Annotated in this window: 16 protein-coding genes; 7 read left to right on the forward strand and 9 right to left on the reverse strand. The window is 69.2% G+C overall.

Features of this window, described 5'->3' with window-relative positions; all coding sequences use genetic code 11:
• Positions 1-8 precede the first annotated feature (8 nt).
• Complete coding sequence (gene rsmG, locus AC0IZJ_RS18850) at positions 9-635, reverse strand: 16S rRNA (guanine(527)-N(7))-methyltransferase RsmG (protein WP_471852807.1); 627 nt, start codon at positions 633-635, stop codon at positions 9-11.
• Positions 632-2,614 carry a tRNA uridine-5-carboxymethylaminomethyl(34) synthesis enzyme MnmG gene (gene mnmG / locus AC0IZJ_RS18855; protein WP_471852809.1) on the reverse strand — a complete coding sequence of 661 codons (1,983 nt, stop codon included), beginning with the start codon at positions 2,612-2,614 and terminating at the stop codon, positions 632-634. Before mnmG ends, rsmG begins: the two co-directional genes overlap by 4 nt.
• Before the next feature lie 225 nt (positions 2,615-2,839).
• Here mnmG and AC0IZJ_RS18860 point away from each other — a divergent pair, with 225 nt between their 5' ends.
• From AC0IZJ_RS18860 to AC0IZJ_RS18870, 3 genes are all read left to right on the forward strand, one after another.
• Entirely contained in the window at positions 2,840-4,009 is a 1,170-nt protein-coding gene (locus AC0IZJ_RS18860) for a M23 family metallopeptidase (RefSeq protein WP_471852811.1), read from the forward strand.
• A 32-nt stretch (positions 4,010-4,041) separates the two neighbouring features.
• Positions 4,042-4,314: a YkgJ family cysteine cluster protein gene (locus AC0IZJ_RS18865; protein ID WP_471852813.1), complete on the forward strand. Its 273-nt coding sequence runs from the start codon at positions 4,042-4,044 to the stop codon at positions 4,312-4,314.
• A 184-nt stretch (positions 4,315-4,498) separates the two neighbouring features.
• Positions 4,499-5,512, forward strand: coding sequence for a thioredoxin family protein (locus AC0IZJ_RS18870; protein WP_471852815.1), 1,014 nt, complete (start codon positions 4,499-4,501; stop codon positions 5,510-5,512).
• A 15-nt stretch (positions 5,513-5,527) separates the two neighbouring features.
• On the opposite strand, the gene AC0IZJ_RS18875 is transcribed toward AC0IZJ_RS18870, so the two are convergent.
• Positions 5,528-5,746 carry a DUF2061 domain-containing protein gene (locus AC0IZJ_RS18875; RefSeq protein WP_471852817.1) on the reverse strand — a complete coding sequence of 73 codons (219 nt, stop codon included), beginning with the start codon at positions 5,744-5,746 and terminating at the stop codon, positions 5,528-5,530.
• 107 nt (positions 5,747-5,853) lie between these two features.
• Between AC0IZJ_RS18875 and AC0IZJ_RS18880 the strand changes: the two genes are divergently transcribed.
• Positions 5,854-6,351, forward strand: a complete 498-nt coding sequence (locus tag AC0IZJ_RS18880) for a hypothetical protein (RefSeq protein ID WP_471852819.1) — start codon at positions 5,854-5,856, stop codon at positions 6,349-6,351.
• 8 nt (positions 6,352-6,359) lie between these two features.
• On the opposite strand, the gene AC0IZJ_RS18885 is transcribed toward AC0IZJ_RS18880, so the two are convergent.
• From AC0IZJ_RS18885 to AC0IZJ_RS18900, 4 genes are read right to left on the reverse strand one after another with little or no spacing between them, the layout of a single operon-like run.
• The gene (locus AC0IZJ_RS18885; RefSeq protein ID WP_471852821.1) at positions 6,360-6,878 is read right to left on the reverse strand and encodes a hypothetical protein; all 519 of its coding nucleotides are present in this window, start codon (positions 6,876-6,878) and stop codon (positions 6,360-6,362) included.
• 10 nt (positions 6,879-6,888) lie between these two features.
• Entirely contained in the window at positions 6,889-8,067 is a 1,179-nt protein-coding gene (locus tag AC0IZJ_RS18890; protein WP_471852823.1) for an ABC transporter permease, read from the reverse strand.
• Positions 8,064-8,846, reverse strand: a complete 783-nt coding sequence (locus AC0IZJ_RS18895; RefSeq protein ID WP_471852825.1) for an ABC transporter ATP-binding protein — start codon at positions 8,844-8,846, stop codon at positions 8,064-8,066. Before AC0IZJ_RS18895 ends, AC0IZJ_RS18890 begins: the two co-directional genes overlap by 4 nt.
• The gene (locus AC0IZJ_RS18900; RefSeq protein ID WP_471852827.1) at positions 8,843-10,294 is read right to left on the reverse strand and encodes an alpha/beta fold hydrolase; all 1,452 of its coding nucleotides are present in this window, start codon (positions 10,292-10,294) and stop codon (positions 8,843-8,845) included. The genes AC0IZJ_RS18895 and AC0IZJ_RS18900 overlap by 4 nt, the downstream gene beginning before the upstream one ends.
• A 189-nt stretch (positions 10,295-10,483) precedes the next feature.
• Here AC0IZJ_RS18900 and AC0IZJ_RS18905 point away from each other — a divergent pair, with 189 nt between their 5' ends.
• Entirely contained in the window at positions 10,484-10,690 is a 207-nt protein-coding gene (locus tag AC0IZJ_RS18905) for a hypothetical protein (RefSeq protein WP_056269021.1), read from the forward strand.
• A 1-nt stretch (position 10,691) separates the two neighbouring features.
• Here the strand turns inward: AC0IZJ_RS18905 and AC0IZJ_RS18910 are convergent, their stop codons facing one another.
• Positions 10,692-12,248 carry a thioredoxin family protein gene (locus tag AC0IZJ_RS18910; RefSeq protein WP_471852829.1) on the reverse strand — a complete coding sequence of 519 codons (1,557 nt, stop codon included), beginning with the start codon at positions 12,246-12,248 and terminating at the stop codon, positions 10,692-10,694.
• Between the two features lie 235 nt (positions 12,249-12,483).
• On the opposite strand from AC0IZJ_RS18910, the gene AC0IZJ_RS18915 reads away from it, so the two are divergent.
• The gene (locus tag AC0IZJ_RS18915; protein WP_471852831.1) at positions 12,484-13,164 is read left to right on the forward strand and encodes a DNA alkylation repair protein; all 681 of its coding nucleotides are present in this window, start codon (positions 12,484-12,486) and stop codon (positions 13,162-13,164) included.
• Between the two features lie 409 nt (positions 13,165-13,573).
• Positions 13,574-13,789 carry a hypothetical protein gene (locus AC0IZJ_RS18920; protein ID WP_471852833.1) on the forward strand — a complete coding sequence of 72 codons (216 nt, stop codon included), beginning with the start codon at positions 13,574-13,576 and terminating at the stop codon, positions 13,787-13,789.
• A gap of 1 nt (position 13,790) precedes the next feature.
• Here the strand turns inward: AC0IZJ_RS18920 and AC0IZJ_RS18925 are convergent, their stop codons facing one another.
• Positions 13,791-15,854, reverse strand: a complete 2,064-nt coding sequence (locus tag AC0IZJ_RS18925; protein ID WP_471852835.1) for an oxidoreductase — start codon at positions 15,852-15,854, stop codon at positions 13,791-13,793.
• Between the last annotated feature and the right edge of the window lie 12 nt (positions 15,855-15,866).

Genomic DNA, 15,866 nt, shown 5'->3' on the forward strand with positions numbered 1-15,866 from the left:
GAAGTGCCTCAGCGGGGCTTCATCCAGATGATGCAGCGCTGGACGTCCAGGCCGGGGACGGTCAGTTGTTCCACGTGAAACACCTCCACGTCGGCCGGCAGCGCGGCGATCTCCTCGGCCGGGTGCTGGCCCTTCATGGCCATCCAGACGGCACCTTCTCTGAGGTGCTGGCGGGTCAGGCCCGTGAAGTCGACCAGCGAGGCAAAGGCGCGGGACGTGATGACGCCGAAGGGCTCGGTGCTCAGTTGCTCCACCCGGCTGTGGACGCCACGCAGGTTCGGTAGCTTCAGCTCGGCCGCTACCTGCTGGATGAAGGTCGCCTTCTTGGCGACGGCATCCACGCATCTGACATCGGTGCCCGGGCAGCAGATGGCGATGACCACGCCTGGCAGGCCGCCACCGGCGCCGACATCCATGAGCCTGTTCGGTGCGCCATTGCGCTTCAGCGGCGTGATGACGGACAGGCTGTCGACCAGGTGGTGGCTCAGCATCTGCGCGGGGTCGCGCACGGCGGTCAGGTTGTAGACCTTGTTCCACTTCTGGAGCAGGGCCAGGTAGGCGAGCAACTGGTCAAGTTGGGTGTCGCTGAGATCCAGGCCAAGTTCGAGGGCCGCGCTTGCTAACGTGTCCTTCATGCAGCTTCCGCCTCGGCCGCGAACCCCTTGAACTTGCCCTTCTTCAAATGCACAAGCAGCAGCGAGACCGCCGCCGGCGTGATGCCGGAGATGCGCGACGCCTGGCCCAGCGTCTCGGGGCGGTGCTTGTTCAGCTTCTGACGCGCCTCGAAGGAGAGGGCGTGGACGAGGCCGTAGTCCAGGTCGTCGGGCAGCTTCAGGTGCTCGAAGTGGGCAGCGCGGGCGACGTCGTCCACCTGCTTGTTGATGTAGCCGGCGTACTTGGTGCTGATCTCAACCTGTTCGGCGACGAGGTCGGCCAGCTCCTGGCCCAATTCGGCAGTCAATGTTTCACGTGAAACGCCAGCCTCCGGCCGCGCGATCGAAGCGACTTCGGCGACGGTGTCAAACACGACACCCGGCCGGCGCAGCAGTTCGACCAGCGTGTATTCACGCTCCAGCGCCTTGCCAACCAAGCGCTCGGCGTCCGCCGCCGGGAAGATGCCGGGGTGAACCCAAGTTGTCTTCAGCTTCTCTGTTTCACGTGAAACAGCATCGCGCTTGCGATTGAAGGCGCTCCAGCGCTCGTCGTCCACCAGGCCCAGCTGGCGGCCGGTCTCCGTCAGGCGGGCGTCGGCGTTGTCCTCGCGCAGTTGCAGGCGGAACTCTGCTCGGCTGGTGAACATGCGGTAGGGCTCGGTCACGCCCTTGGTGATGAGGTCGTCCACGAGCACGCCCAGGTAGGCCTGGTCGCGCGCCGGCGTCCATGCGCCGTCGCCCCGCACCTGCAGCGCAGCATTCAGACCGGCGAACAGGCCTTGGGCTGCAGCTTCCTCGTAGCCAGTGGTGCCGTTGATCTGGCCGGCGAAGAACAGGCCCTGGATGACCTTGGTCTCGAAGGACGCCTTCAGCCCGCGCGGGTCGAAGTAGTCGTACTCGATGGCGTAGCCGGGGCGCAGGATGTCGGCGTTCTCCAGGCCCGGGATGCTGCGCACGGCGGCGAGCTGGATGTCGAAGGGCAGGGAGGTGGAGATGCCGTTCGGGTAGAACTCGTGCGTCGTCAGGCCTTCGGGCTCCAGGAAGATCTGGTGCGAGTCCTTGTCGGCAAATCGGTTGACCTTGTCCTCGATGCTGGGGCAGTAGCGCGGGCCCACGCCTTCGATGACGCCGGTGAACATCGGGCTGCGGTCAAAGCCGCTGCGGATGATCTCGTGCGTGCGCAGGTTGGTGTGCGTGATCCAGCAGGGCACCTGCTGCGGGTGCATGGCCTTGTTGCCCATGAAGCTGAACACCGGCACGGGGTGGGGTGGAGGCGTGCCGTCTGCCGAGGGCGCGCCGTCGCCCGGCTGCGCCTCGCACTTCGAGAAGTCGATGGTCCGGCCATCCAGGCGCGGCGGCGTGCCGGTCTTGAGCCGACCCTGCGGCAGCTTCAGCTCCTTGAGCCGAGCCGACAGCGACACGGCCGGCGGATCGCCCGCGCGGCCGGCGGCGTAGTTCTGCAGGCCGACATGGATGCGGCCGTCCAGGAAAGTGCCTGCCGTCAGCACGACGGCGCGGGCGCGGAACTGGATGCCGGCCTGCGTGACGGCGCCGACGACGCGGTCGCCCTCCACCATCAGGTCGTCCACTGCCTGCTGGAACAGCATCAGGTTGGGCTGGTTTTCCAGCCGGCGGCGGATGGCGGCCTTGTAGAGGATGCGGTCGGCCTGGGCGCGGGTGGCGCGCACGGCCGGGCCCTTGCTGCCGTTCAGGATGCGGAACTGGATGCCGGCTTCGTCGGTGGCGAGCGCCATCGCCCCGCCCAGGGCGTCGACCTCCTTGACGAGGTGGCCCTTGCCGATGCCGCCGATGCTGGGGTTGCAGCTCATCTGGCCCAGGGTCTCGATGTTGTGGGTCAGCAGCAGCGTCTGCGCGCCCATGCGGGCGGCGGCGAGCGCGGCCTCGGTGCCGGCATGGCCGCCACCGACGACGATGACATCGAATTCCTTGGGGTAGAGCATCTCGATCCTGGAAAGAACGGTGCCTGCGCGAGCGCTCAGGCGAACCGCGAATTTTAAGGAGTGGCTGTGGATAAGTCACCCCGTACGGCCTTGGCGCACGGCGGTCGCGCCGCAATGCAGCGCAATCCGGACGCTTGAAGCCCGGGGATGTGCCGTTGGTCGCGCCGCGCGGGCGGTACAGGTCGCTGCTGCCCACAATGCGCCGCTGTCTTGAAAGGACCCCCCATGCTTCGTCGCTTCGTGTTTTTGTCCGCCTGCCTGGCCGCATCCGGCAGCCTGCCGGCCTGGTCGCAAGCGCTGTCCGTACGCTTCTATCCGGCGCAGGGCGTTCATGCCTACGCCATCGATTCGGTGCGTGGGGTCCAGGGTGTGCTGGTGCAGAACATCGCCATCAGCAACGGCGGCAGCACGCCCGTCACGCTGGACTCGGTGACACTGGCCGTGAAGGGCCCCGGCACGCCGACCGACTCCCGGCTGCTGGAAGCTGCGGACCTGGCCAAGAGCGCCGCGCGCGGCAAGCAGATGAACGACGCCGGCATGATCACCCAGCTCGATTTCCAGTTCGGCGGGGCTGCGCTGCTGGGCCCCAAGCCGGTCTTCGCGTCCTCGGCGACGCTGGCGCCCGGCGAAATGCTGATGCTGGTGCAGCAGTTCCTGAGCTATCGCGGCAAGCGGCCAGCCGTCACCGTTCAGGTCGCGGGCCATGACGCCGGCCAGCAGGCGGTCAGCGCCGTCGCCTCGCTGCCCATCCTGGCTGGCGCGAAGAACAAGTACCGATTTCCGCTCGCGGGCACCTGGTTCATCGGCGCTGGCCCGTCGCCGCATTCGCATCACCGCTGGGTGGTGCCGCAGGAATTCGCGCTGGACATTGCGCGCATCGGCGAGGGCGGGCTGAGCTATCGCGGCCAGGGCAGCAAGCTCTCCGACCACTTCGCCTACGGTGCCCCCGTGCTGGCGGCGGCCGACGGCATCGTGCGCGTCGCGCGCCAGGACGCGCCTGAATCGGCGGATGACCTCCGCCGCCCCGGTGAGGAGCAGGCCGCCTACCTGAAGCGCGTCGGCGAGCAGCAGGACAAGCGCATGGCGCAGGGAGGCGACGCCATCATCGGCAACTACGTGCTGATCGAACACGCCCAAGGCGAGTCCACCGTGTATGCCCACCTCAAGACGGCCAGCGTGCGCGTCAAGGTTGGCGAGGCGGTGCGCGCCGGGCAGGTCATCGGCCAACTGGGCAGCAGCGGCAACTCCACCGAGCCGCACCTTCACTTCCATGTCTGCGACCGGCCCGACGCGCTGCGCTGTGCCGGTGTGCCCGTGAGCTTCGACAACATCGAGCTGCCTTATGTGGACCAGTTGCGCGATCTGCAGACCGGCGACATCGTCGTCACGAAGTGATCCCGGGCCGGGGCGCAGAATCGCGGCTGCCCATGGAATGCCGCCCCCACTGCGCCGCCTGCTGCATCGCCCCGTCGATCAGCTCGCCCATCCCCGGCCACCCGCATGGCAAGCCGGCCGGCGTGCGCTGCCTGCAGCTGGACGATGAGCTGCGCTGCATGATCTTCGGCCGGCCCGAGCGGCCGGCGGTCTGCGGCTCGCTTCAGCCCAGCGAGATCATGTGTGGCGACAGCCGCGAGCAGGCGCTGCGCTGGCTGGGCTGGATGGAGCGCGAGACCGCCCCGGCTCAACCTGTCTCGTCGTAGTGGAGACCTTACGGCTGTGGCCGGGACGCGATGTCGATGGACAGGATCTCTCGTTATCCAGCGCTCCGCTGCGCCCGGCGCGCCGAACAGCTCGTAACGACTTGACCTCCGGCGTCCCTTTGGCGGCCTCCTAGACTGCGGCGCCGCGCGCAGGCGCGGGTGCAAATGTCATTCAGGGAGAACCATGTCTGTCCGATCGAGAAAGCTGTTAGTTGCAGCAGCGCTGCTGGCCTGCGTGGCCGCCGCAAACGCTGCTGTGGAAGAACTGCGCCCCTACCCGAGCGCCAAGGCGCTGGGCCGTTATGACAACCCGCTGGAGGCCGGCGCGCTGCCGATCAGCCCGCCCGAGCGCATGCAAGGCAGAAACAGCAGCCGCCATCGCCTCCCCTATGAGGGCACGGTGTCCATGCAGCAGTACAAGCACCAGCCCGACGACAGCCCGCTGCTCATCGCCCGCCACTACGCCGGTCAGCTGAAGGAGCAGGGCTTCGAGCTCGTCACCATCTGCGACTTCCCCTGCAAGGCGCCGGGCGGCCCGAACGACGCCTCCGTCTACTGGCACCATGAGCTGGACCTTGCCCGGAAGCTGTCCTACTCGGCCTATGGCGACCGCGGTACCTATCTAATCGGCCACCGGGCCGATGCCATCGTCGCCGTGCGCGTGGGCACGGGGCAGGGCGCCTATGTGTCCACCGTCAAGACGGTCAGCGCGCCCGCGCTGGACCGCGCACCGCTGCTGGCCTACGTCGAGCGCCTGCGCGCGCCGGCCGCTGATGCGCCATTGCCGCCGCCCGTGGGCCGGCAGCCACGGCCCGCGGTGGCAGCCTCCGCGTCCACACCCACGCCGAGCGCCCACATCAAGGACGTGCAGCCGGCCGAGCTGAGCGCCTGGTTGCGCGAGAGCAAGGGCTGGGTGGTGCTGCAGCTCACCTCGTTCGATCGCAACTGCACCTACTGCGTGCCGTCCAATCCCGCCTTCCACGCCCTCGCCGAGCGTGAGGCGCCCAAGGGCTGGGCCTTCGCACGGGTGGCCTTCCAGCCGTGGACGACGGTCAGCAACAGCGAGTTCGTCACGCAGTACGGCGTGCAGGGCATCCCGGCGTACTTCACCTTCAAGGACGGCCAGCTCATGCGTCGCCAGAACGGCCACGCCGATGAGGCCACGCTGCGCCGGTCGTTGCTGGACGGCCTGCGCTGAGCAGCGGCGTCGGCGTCAGGGCTGAGACAGCGCCCGGGTCGGGCGCCAACGCGCCCGCCAGGCCTCGGCGCGCGGGTGGTCCCAGTACTTGTCGAAGAAGTAGTGCAGCACCGTGTTGGCCAGCGGCTCGACGAACGTGACGGCACCGGCCACCGCCATGCTGCCGGTCAGCGCATAGGTCACCGTGAACGAGGTACCGAGGTGGAGGATGCCGAAGCTGACGGTCTTGGTCATGGTGGCTATGGTTTGGCGAGATCGAATAGCAAAATGCTAATGATTCTCATCGCCGCCGGCCAATCGCTTGCGGCTATCCCGTCGATTGCCGTCTACGCTCCGTCGCCATGACGCCCACCGCCACGCCACCGCCGCCCGACAGCCTGCTGGCCCGGCTCGCTGCAGAGCGCGGCGCCTTTGCCGACGCCTATACGCTGCGGTTCCCGCGCACCGTCAGCCTGGCCGAGTTCGTCGAGGCCTTCTACACGACGCGCCTCTTCAAGGTCGAGCGTGCGCTGCTGGCGCTGTTCGGCAAGCCTTCCAGCGATGCGATGGCGCGGGCCGTGGCCCTTGGCGAGGGCCAGCGCATCGCCGTCTGGACCGTCCAGGCGCGCGTGGGCGACGAGCTGCTGATGCACGAGGACAGTGGCGCCACGCGGTCCTGGTTCAAGGCCCAGACGGGTGAAGGCGGCTCCACGACGCTGTGGTTCGGCTCGGCCGTCGTGCCGCGCCAACACAAGGCCGGCGAGGGCGCGCGCATGGGCCGCGTCTTCCATGCGCTGCTGGGTTTTCACCGCTGGTACTCCCGGGCGCTGCTCAAGGCGGCCGCACGCCGCCTGGCGTAACGCCTGGTTCAGCGCCCGGTGCCCGGACCGCTGATCTTCTCGGTCACCGGCTGCCGGGTCTCGAGGTCCTCAATCCAGACCTCGCAGACGTTTTCGGCGATCTGCCCGTTGACGAGGTAGCGCTTGCCTTCAGCGGGCGTGAAGCGCACCTCGCCGAATGTGCGGCAGCTCGCGTTCGACATGGCGAGCATGGGCGAGGCGTACTGCGTCGCTGCCTGGAGGCGCAGCTGCGCCGCGCGAAGCGGCAGTTCGTTGGTCAGCGCCACCGGCGTCAGTGTCATGCCGCTGCCCTGGCCGGCCCGTGTGGAGGCCATGCTGCTGCTGGCCAGGCGCCGGCCGTCGACCTGCGTGATCTCGAAGACGTGCAGCCGCTGGACGCTGACCACGACGACCTCGTCCGCGACGTTGGCCGTGGGGCCGGTGTAATCGGCCGGCGTGGCGGGCTCCAAGGCGCTGAAGCTCTTGAAGCTGGTGCAGCCGGCGAGCGCCAGCGCTGTCGTGGCCGCCGCGATGACGATGTGTTTCATGCGCAGCAGATTAACGTGCCACCGCTGCCCGCATCGACCGCGCCACATAGAACAGCGCCACCGCCGTCAGCGCAAAGCCGACGACGACGCCGGGCAAGACCTGGCCCCAGCGCAGCGTCTCGCCCTTGAGCACGGCCAGCATCAGCGTGTTCTGCGCCAGGCCCGGCACCCACACGTACCAGGCCGCGTCGCCGCCCGGGTTCAGAAGCGTGACCATCGGCGCCAGGCTGATGGCGGTGACGATCAGCGTGCTGCCGGCCTGCGCCTCCTTGAAGGTCTTGGAGCGGATGGCCAGCGCCATCAGCATGGCTGACAGGCCGGCCGCCAGCGGGATCTGCAGCAGCCAGAAGGCCAGCACCTCCGGCATGCCGAACTGGAACATCGCCTGGAGGCTGTCACTCTTCAGCAGCCACTGCGCGGGCACGAAGCTCAAGCTCGACAGCAGCGCCACGGCCATGCCCAGCAGCGCGACGGCGCCCCACTTGCCGACGACGATGGCCCCGTGCGGCGCGGGGTTCATCAGCAGCGGCTCCAGCGAGCCGCGCTCGCGTTCGCCGGCCGTGCTGTCCAGCGCGGCGGTCAGCGCGCCGTAGAGCACGGCCATGATGATGAACATCGGGATGATGCTGCTGAGCCGCGCGGCGCGGGCCTGCATGCTGGCCAGGTCGCGCTCCTCGATGTCGATGGGCTTGAGCAGTTCGATGGACACGCCGCGCATCGCCAGGTTCAACGACGCGCGCTCCTGGTTGAAGCCGTACAGCAGGCCCTTGACGCCGCCCACGCCGGCCTGGGCGCGCTGGTTGGCGCTGTCGCTCATCACCTCGACGACAGGCGCCTCGCCCGCCAGCAGCTTGGCCTCGAAGTCCGCCGGGATCACCAGCAGCGGCGCCGCCATCTTGCCCGCGCGCAGGCCCTTCTCGTAGCCCTCCCGGAGCTCTTCACCCTTGATCGAGAGGATGGTGTAGCTCTGGCGCTGCAGGTAGTTCACCAGCGTGGGGCCGTTGTCCGCGCCGTAGACCGCCACCTCGCGCTTCTCGGCGCGCTCCTCGAACGACGCGATCAGCCCCGACAGTGCCATCAGCAGCAGCGGCCCCATCAGCAGCGCGGGGACGAGGATGCGCAGCAGCGTGCGGCGGTCGCGCAGCGCGTCCGCGAGTTCTTTCGTAAAGACGATCCACGCGTGCTTCATGCCGCGACCTCCTCAGGGAATGCGAGTTTCACGAAGGCGTCCTCGAAGCGTTGTTCTCCGGCCAATTCGAGCAGCGCCGGCACGTTGCCGTGCGCCACGCTGCGGCCGTGGGAGACGATGACGACCTCGTCGCAGAGCTGCTCCACCTCCTGCATGATGTGCGTGGAGAAGACGATGCATTTGCCCCCACCCTCGGGGCTGCGCAGCCAGCGCAGCGCCTCGCGCAGTGCGCGGGTGGCCAGCACATCCAGGCCGTTGGTGGGCTCGTCCAGCACGATGTTGGCGGGGTCGTGCACCAGGGCGCGGGCCAGCGCCGTCTTCATGCGCTCGCCCTGGCTGAAGCCCTCGGCGCGGCGGTCCAGGATGGACTGCATCTCCAGCAGCCGCGCCAGCTCCTCGGCGCGCGCGTTGGCGGCGTCCAGCGCCATGCCCTGCAGGCGGCCGAAGTAGGCAATGTTCTCCCGCGCACTCAGCCGCGGGTAAAGGCCGTGGGCGTCGCCGAGGATGCCCATGCGGGCCAGCGCTTTCAAGGGCGCGTCCTTCACGACGATGCCGTCGCAGGCGATGTGGCCACTGTCCGGCGCCAACAGGCCCGCCAGCATGCGCAGCGTCGTCGTCTTGCCTGCGCCGTTGGCGCCCAGCAGGCCGGTGATGCGGCCGTTGGCGGCGGTGACGGTGACGCCCTGCACGGCATGGACCACGCGCTTGCTGCCGCGCTTGAACAGCCCGGCGCCGGTGCGGGTGGTGAACTGCTTGTGAACGTCCTGGATCTCGATCATTTGGCGGCCCCTGTTTGCACGGGCTGGAAGGCGGGTGGGCGTGGGATGCGCGTCGCGCAGGCCGCGTCCTGCGGCAGCGCGGCGGCATCCGTCTTCGCGTCGATGAAGCGGAACAGCACGTCGCGCACGCAGCCCACGGCCATGACGCCATGGCCCGCCTCGGGCACGACGAGGTGCTGCACCCGCTCCGGGTGGCCCACGCCCAGCGCCTTGGCGACGCGCTCGCCGTGGCGGGCCGGCGTGGCGGGGTCGGCGCCGCCGCTCATGACCAGCACGGGACTGGGCGCGGGCGGCAGCGTGTAGAAGCCGGCCGGCACGTCGCCACGGGGCCAGGTCTTGCAGACGCGGGCGTACATGTCGGCATCGACGGTCCGGTAGTCCTCGCCCGGCTTGTCGGTGGCATTGGCGAGGCGGGGCACGTCCTCGGCGCAGATGACCGAAAAGTGCATGCCCGCGGCGAGCTTCATGCCCTTGCCGCCGTTGAAGGCGGTCGTCAGGCCGAACAGGCCTTCAAAGCGGCCCTCGCTTGCCGCCGCATGGATGGCGGCGGGCAGCGCGGCGGCCAGGGCCGGCTGATAGAGCGGCGGCCGCACGGCGCGCAGCAGCAGCTCGCGGTCGACGGTGAAGCGCTCGGGCTGGCCGGTCAGCGGCTGGGCCACCGTCACCTGGCGGGGCAGCGAGGCGAGCAGCTTTTGCCAGTCGGCGCGCAGCTCGGGGTGGGTCTTGGCGTGGGCGGCGATGAGCTTGTCCAGCGCCGCCTGCGTGTCGGGCGAGAAGCTGGCGGGCAGCACCATGTCCGGCGGCGCGACGCCATCGATGACGGTGCGGCGCACCTTGGCCGGGAACTGGCGCAGGTACTCCAGCGCGGCGCGCGTGCCGTAGCTGCCGCCGACGAGGTTCCACTGCGGCACGGCCAGCGCCTCGCGCACGGCGTCCATGTCCTGCATCGCGATGGTCGTCGTGAAGAAGCGCAGGTCCCCGTACGGCAACTTCTCGAGCGTGGCGCGGCAGGCGTCTAGGCGCCGCATCTGCGCGGCGGTGTCGAGCTGCTCGGTGATGGGCAGCTTGGTTTCGTCGGGGCAGTCCAGCGGTGCGGACTTGCCGGTGCCGCGCTGGTCGATGAAGACGAGATCGCGGCGGTTGTTCAGCCGCGAGAGGCGCGGCAGCACGCGCGCGGCCACGTCGATGGCACTCTGCCCGGGGCCGCCGGCCAGCATCAGCACGGCGTCGGGCTGCTTGTTGCGTGCCATCGCCGGCACGACGAGGTAGTGGATGTCGACCTTCACGCCGTCCGGCCGCGCCGGGTCCAGCGGGCGTTGCAGGCTGCCGCATTGCAGCTCGTTGGGGATGCCGTCGATGCGGCAGGGCTTCAGCGGCGATGCGGCTTGGGCCGTGGCGGCGAACAGGGCGGCGGCAAGCGCGAGGGCGCGCCGGGCGGGAAAGGGCATGCAGGGCTCCAGGGACCGGATGGCCGCGAGTATCCGGGCCGCCGCGTGCGCCGCCGCTGTGAGAAGTCTGGCCGGCGGCATGGCGCGTCTGAATGGCCTCAGGCGCGTGCTGAACGGCGGCCTATGGTGCAATAGCGCCAGCTTCTCCCAACCTCCCACCAGCGGCCCCGCCGCGATGAAAGGCTGAGCGTGCAGACACTCGACGAGATGCGTGACCGTTGCCTGCTGACGCATGAGCAGCATGCAGAGATCGGCGCCTGGGTCAGCCAGGCGCGCACCCCCGAGGCCATCATGGCCATGCCGGAAGGGCTGTGGCGCACGCTGGAGCTGGCCAGCGTGCTGATGGATGTGGACGCCGACCTGCGGCGCGAACCGCTGCTGTCGGACGGGGTTTAGATCAGGCCTTGTTGACGGGCTTCATCAGCCCCTGACAGGCCGTCTTCGCCTTGGCATCGCTGCCGTCCAGCTTGCCGCAGACGCCATCGAGCTGGGCCTTGAGCCGGCCCACGGCTGCCACCTGGGCAGGCGTCTTGTTCCAGTCGGCCAGCAGCGTGGCGACCTTCTTCAGCGAGCGCGCGCTGCGCTCGTAGAAGGCGCCGGGGTCCTTGGCCGCCTCGGCAAACAGCTGGGCCGCGGCCTTCTCGATGCGCGGCGCGTCTTCCGGGCTCAGCTCGATCAATGCGGCGAAGTAGTTAGAGCCCCACTGCAGGCGCGTGGCCGGGCCCTCGCTCTTGTTGAAGGCCTCCTCGTACCAGCGCAGCGCGTCCGCCTTGCGGCCCTGCTTTTTCGCGTTGCCGCCGAGCTGACTCATCAGGTAGTAGGGCGAGTGGCTGCGCGCCAGCGCCGCCTTCAGCAGCTCGTCGCTGTCCTTCCACAGGCCCGCGCGCCCCAGCAGGTAGGCGGCCTGTGTGATGACGGCCTGGCGCTCGTAGCCGTCGGTGATTTCGCGGTTCGCCCTGGCCGCCTGGTCGCGTGCCTCGGTCATCAGCGCGGCGGGAATCGTCGTCGGATGCGGCTCTTCCCGGGCCGTGTCCAGCCGCGCCAGCTCGATGCGCGCCTGCAGCGCATTCAGGCGGTCGGCGCGGGACAGCGTCGTGTCTTCGTTGAGGCGCTTCAACGCGGCGTCGAACTCGGCGACGAGCTGGGAGCGCGTGTCGCCGGCGCCTGGCGCGACGGCGCGCACCAGGTCGGGTGCCTCGTTGCTCAGCACATCCATCTGGGCACGGCTCTTGGCTGCGTCTGCCAGCACACCGCGCAGGCGCGGCAGCTGGGCCGGGTCGGTGGCCTTGCCTTCAGCCAGGGCGCCGATGGACTTCAGCCACAGGCGCGTCGCCGTCTCGGCGTCCACCCCTTCGCTGGCCTTGGCGAGCTGCGTCAGCGTGGCCGGGCGTTCGGCCACCGGCAGCAGTTGCTGCTCGTCGGTCTCCCAGCCGTAGAAGCCCAGCAGCCGCCATTCGTTGGCCGAGAGCCGCTTGCCCGCCCTGGCATCGGCCAGCACGGCCTTGACCGGCCGGCCGCTGGACATGCCGAGCTGCAAGACCTTCATGACCTGGGCCGCATCCGCCTCGCCGGGCAGGCGGGTGATCTCGTTGCCGGCCGGGCTGAACAGGATCAGCGTCGGATAGCCGCGCACCTTGAAGCGTGTGCCCAGCTTCTGCGCGCCGGGGCCGTCGCCGTCTATGCCCACGGCCACGAAGGCCTTGCTCTGCTCGATGAAGTCCGCGCGGTTGAACAGCGTTGCCTTGAGCTGGTTGCAGGGCGGGCACCACTTGGCGCCCCAATACAGCAGCACGGGCTTCTTTTCGGCTAGCGCCTGGGTGAAGGCGCGATCGATGTCGGCATCGGCCGCAGCGGCCTGCCAGGTCACGCCGGGGCCGGAGCTCGCATGGCTGAGGGGCGCCGCAGAGATCAGGAGCGCGGTCACCAGGGCGGCGAAACAGAGGGTGTGCTTCATCGGGCCTGCTGGGTTCGATTGTGTCGAGGCTGCCATTGTGCGGCGCCTGCGGCAGCGCGGCATCTGCGTTTGCCGCACAAGCTTGTGCGCTCAGTAGCGCTACGAACCGTGGCGATGCGGCTCACCGCCACGTCTGTGCCGGCTGATGGCCTGCCGCTGCGGCTGACCCTCCACCGGGCAACCACCAGACCGCAGAGCTGCTGATCGACCTGCGCTGACCCCGCAGAATCGGCGCATGTCGGACCCGCGCTCATCTCGCCTAGACGATGCCCTTGCGGCGCTGCACGGGCACGCGCGGCCCGACGCGCTCGACGCCATGGCTCGTTTCGGCCTGACCGGCGAGGGTCGCCTCGGCTTGGCCGTGCCGACGCTGCGCTCGCTGGCCCGCGAGTTCAGGCGCGACCACGCGCTGGCGCTGGCGCTGTGGGACACCGGCATCCCGGATGCGCAAATCCTGGCCGGCATGGTGGCCGAGCCGGCCAGGCTGACCGTGGCGCAAATGGACCGCTGGGTGGCCGGCATGTGCGCCTGGGACGTCTGCGACCAAGCCTGCCTGAATGCCTTTGTGAAAAGCCCGCTGGCCTGGGACGCCATCCCGCGCTGGGCGGTGCGCGAGCCCGAGTTCGAGAAGCGCGCCGGATTCGCGCTGCTGGCCGTGGCGGCAGTGCACCAGAAGCAGCGGCCGGACGCCGACTTCCTCGCCCGCCTGCCGCTGATCGAAGCGGCGGCCGGCGACGAGCGCAACTTCGTCAAGAAGGCCGTGAACTGGGCGCTCCGCCAGATTGGCAAACGCAGCCCGTCGCTATGTGAGCCTGCGCTTACTGTGGCGGAGCGGCTTTGTGAACGCAAAGAGAAGTCGGCGCGCTGGATAGGTACCGACGCGCGCCGGGAGCTGGCTCAGCGGATCTTGTCGTAGTCCCAGCCCGGCCCGTCGATCTGCTGCAGGCGTCGCAGGCGGGGCCGGGCCGCCGTTCAGCGGCGTGGTTCGCGGTGCATGCCGGTTCTGCGCCATCACGCGCTCCACGCTGGACAGCAGGTTCAGCGAAAAGACCTCGTCAATGGGGTCCCGTTCGAAAACGGCCGGCCGGCGGAGCAGCTGCGCACCGCCGGCTTCAGCTCCAACGACAGGCCCGGACGGCGGCGTAGCGGGGCATAAATAGAACCTGACCCATTTTCATATCCCCCTTTAGGGGGAGTCGGGGGGAAGTGCCGGCGCCGCCTCCCCCGTCGTCCCACCCTCTGGGTGATGTCCCCCGAAAGGCCGGCCGCCGATGCTGAGGGTGTGCGTTCTTCAAGACGTCCAAGCCCTCAAACCGGAGCCCGCCATGCAACTCTTCAACGTCTCGCAACCCAGGTCCCTCGCCAAGCCGGCTGTCGCCATGACCGTGCCGTCGTGCGTCGCGGCGCCGGACGCTGAAACCGAGACCAAGCCCGAAGCCTGCGGCTGGTATGACTCCAGTTTCGACCTCGCCTCGGGCATGGAGATCACCGAGCAGGCCGACGACATGCTCTACCAGCTGTGCAAGTACTTCCTGAACTGACCTACAGCCGGCAGGCCAGCGTCGTCCCCTGCAGGATGGCTCGCTTCGCATCCAGCTCCCCAGCCTCCAGCGCGCCGCCGATCAGGTGCACGTTGATGCCCGCCGCCCGCAGCGGTGCCTCGAGTTCGCGCAGTGGCTCCTGCCCGGCGCACAGCACGATGGTGTCAGCCTCGATCAACTGCGCATCCGCCCGCTTTTCGCCATAGCTGACCCACAGCCCCTCGGCCGTGATCTGCTCGTAGTTGACGCTCGCCAGCATGTCGACGTTCTTCATCTTCAGCGCCGCGCGGTGGATCCAGCCGGTCGTCTTGCCCAGGCCCGCGCCCGGCTTGCCGGCCTTGCGTTGCAGCAGCGTGATCTGGCGCGCGGGCGCTTCCGGCGCCGGCCGCAGCAGCCCGGCGCGCACCTGCTCGGGGTCGCCCACGCCCCAGTGGCGGCGCCAGGCGGCGGGGTCAAGCGTCAGCGAGTGGCCGGCTTCCAGCAGGTACTCCGCCACGTCGAAGCCGATGCCGCCCGCGCCGACGATGGCCACGCGCCCGCCGACCGGCTTCTCATGCTTCAGCACGTCGATGTAGCTCAGCACCTGGCCGCGCGCCGCGCCCTCGTCCTGGCCCTTGATCTTCGGGTCGCGCGGGCTGACGCCGGTGGCCAGCAGCACCTCGTCGAAGCCCTTCAGCGCGCCCGCATCCACACGGCAGTTCAACCGCAACTCCACGCCGGTGACCTCGATGCGGCGGCGGAAATAGCGCAGCGTCTCGCTGAACTCCTCCTTGCCGGGGATGCGCCTGGCCATGTTGAACTGGCCGCCGATCTCGGCCGCGCCGTCGAACAGCGTCACCGCATGGCCGCGCTCGGCCAGCGTCGTCGCGGCGGCGAGACCCGCCGGCCCGGCGCCAACGACGGCGATGCGCTTCTTCCCGTCGACCGCGATCGGCCGCACGACGATCTCCTGCTCATAGGCCGCCCGCGGGTTGACGAGGCAGGTGGAGATCTTCTGCGCGAAGGTGTGGTCCAGGCAGGCCTGGTTGCAGGCGATGCAGGTGTTGATTTCGTCCGCCCGGCCCTGGCGTGCCTTCCTGACGAACTCCGCGTCCGCCAGGAAGGGTCGCGCCATCGACACCATGTCGGCCGAGCCATCCGCCAGCACGCCTTCGGCCACCTCCGGCGTGTTGATGCGGTTGCTGGTGATCAGCGGCGTCGTGATGCCCTCCTCGCGCAGCTTGGCCCGAAGCTTTGCGGTCACCCACGCGAAGCCCGCACGTGGCACGCTGGTGGCGATGGTCGGGATGCGCGCCTCGTGCCAGCCGATGCCGGTGTTGATGAGGGTGGCGCCGCCCCTGGCCACGCGCCGCGCCAGCTCGGCAACCTCTTCCCATGAGCTGCCGTTCGGGATGAGGTCCAGCATCGACAGGCGGTAGATGATGATGAAGTCCGGCCCCACCGCCTCGCGCATGCGGGCCAGGATCTCCAGCGGCAGGCGCATGCGGTTCTCGTAGGACCCGCCCCAGCCGTCCTCGCGCTGGTTGGTGTGCGTGACGAGGAACTGGTTGATGAAATAACCCTCCGAGCCCATGACCTCCACGCCGTCGTAGCCGGCCTCGCGGGCCAGCTTCGCGCAGCGGATGAAGGCACGGATCTGCCGCTCGATGCCGCGCGCCGACAACTCGCGCGGCGTGAACGGCGTGATCGGGCTCTGGATTCGGGACGGCGCCACGCACAGCGGCGAATAGCCATAGCGGCCCGTGTGCAGGATCTGCAGCGCGATCTTGCCGCCCTCGGCATGCACGGCATCCGTGATGAGCTTGTGCCGCCGCGCCGCGCCGCTCGTTGCCAGCGTGCCGGCGAACGGCTTGGCCCAGCCCTCGATGTTGGGCGCGAAGCCGCCCGTCACGATCAGCCCCACCTCGCCCCGCGCCCGCTCGGCGAAGAACACCGCCATGCGTTCGAAGTGCTTCCGCCCGTCCTCCAGGCCCGTGTGCATGCTGCCCATCAGCACGCGGTTCTTCAGCGTCGTGAAGCCCAGGTCCAGCGGCGCGAGAAGGTTGGGATAGTTCATCCGGCCCATGCTACCCAGCGC

The organism is Roseateles sp. AC306, from assembly GCF_979253795.1.

Excerpts from the sequence above, each read along its gene's own strand:
- AC0IZJ_RS18860 (WP_471852811.1), top strand. The coding sequence starts at position 2,840 with ATGCTTCGTCGCTTCGTGTTTTTGTCCGCCTGCCTGGCCGCATCCGGC.
- AC0IZJ_RS18925 (WP_471852835.1), bottom strand. The coding sequence starts at position 15,854 with ATGGGCCGGATGAACTATCCCAACCTTCTCGCGCCGCTGGACCTGGGC.
- AC0IZJ_RS18895 (WP_471852825.1), bottom strand. The coding sequence starts at position 8,846 with ATGATCGAGATCCAGGACGTTCACAAGCAGTTCACCACCCGCACCGGC.
- AC0IZJ_RS18880 (WP_471852819.1), top strand. The coding sequence starts at position 5,854 with ATGACGCCCACCGCCACGCCACCGCCGCCCGACAGCCTGCTGGCCCGG.
- AC0IZJ_RS18890 (WP_471852823.1), bottom strand. The coding sequence starts at position 8,067 with ATGAAGCACGCGTGGATCGTCTTTACGAAAGAACTCGCGGACGCGCTG.
- AC0IZJ_RS18865 (WP_471852813.1), top strand. The coding sequence starts at position 4,042 with ATGGAATGCCGCCCCCACTGCGCCGCCTGCTGCATCGCCCCGTCGATC.
- AC0IZJ_RS18910 (WP_471852829.1), bottom strand. The coding sequence starts at position 12,248 with ATGAAGCACACCCTCTGTTTCGCCGCCCTGGTGACCGCGCTCCTGATC.
- rsmG (WP_471852807.1), bottom strand. The coding sequence starts at position 635 with ATGAAGGACACGTTAGCAAGCGCGGCCCTCGAACTTGGCCTGGATCTC.
- AC0IZJ_RS18915 (WP_471852831.1), top strand. The coding sequence starts at position 12,484 with ATGTCGGACCCGCGCTCATCTCGCCTAGACGATGCCCTTGCGGCGCTG.
- AC0IZJ_RS18920 (WP_471852833.1), top strand. The coding sequence starts at position 13,574 with ATGCAACTCTTCAACGTCTCGCAACCCAGGTCCCTCGCCAAGCCGGCT.
- AC0IZJ_RS18885 (WP_471852821.1), bottom strand. The coding sequence starts at position 6,878 with ATGAAACACATCGTCATCGCGGCGGCCACGACAGCGCTGGCGCTCGCC.
- mnmG (WP_471852809.1), bottom strand. The coding sequence starts at position 2,614 with ATGCTCTACCCCAAGGAATTCGATGTCATCGTCGTCGGTGGCGGCCAT.
- AC0IZJ_RS18875 (WP_471852817.1), bottom strand. The coding sequence starts at position 5,746 with ATGACCAAGACCGTCAGCTTCGGCATCCTCCACCTCGGTACCTCGTTC.
- AC0IZJ_RS18900 (WP_471852827.1), bottom strand. The coding sequence starts at position 10,294 with ATGCCCTTTCCCGCCCGGCGCGCCCTCGCGCTTGCCGCCGCCCTGTTC.
- AC0IZJ_RS18870 (WP_471852815.1), top strand. The coding sequence starts at position 4,499 with ATGTCTGTCCGATCGAGAAAGCTGTTAGTTGCAGCAGCGCTGCTGGCC.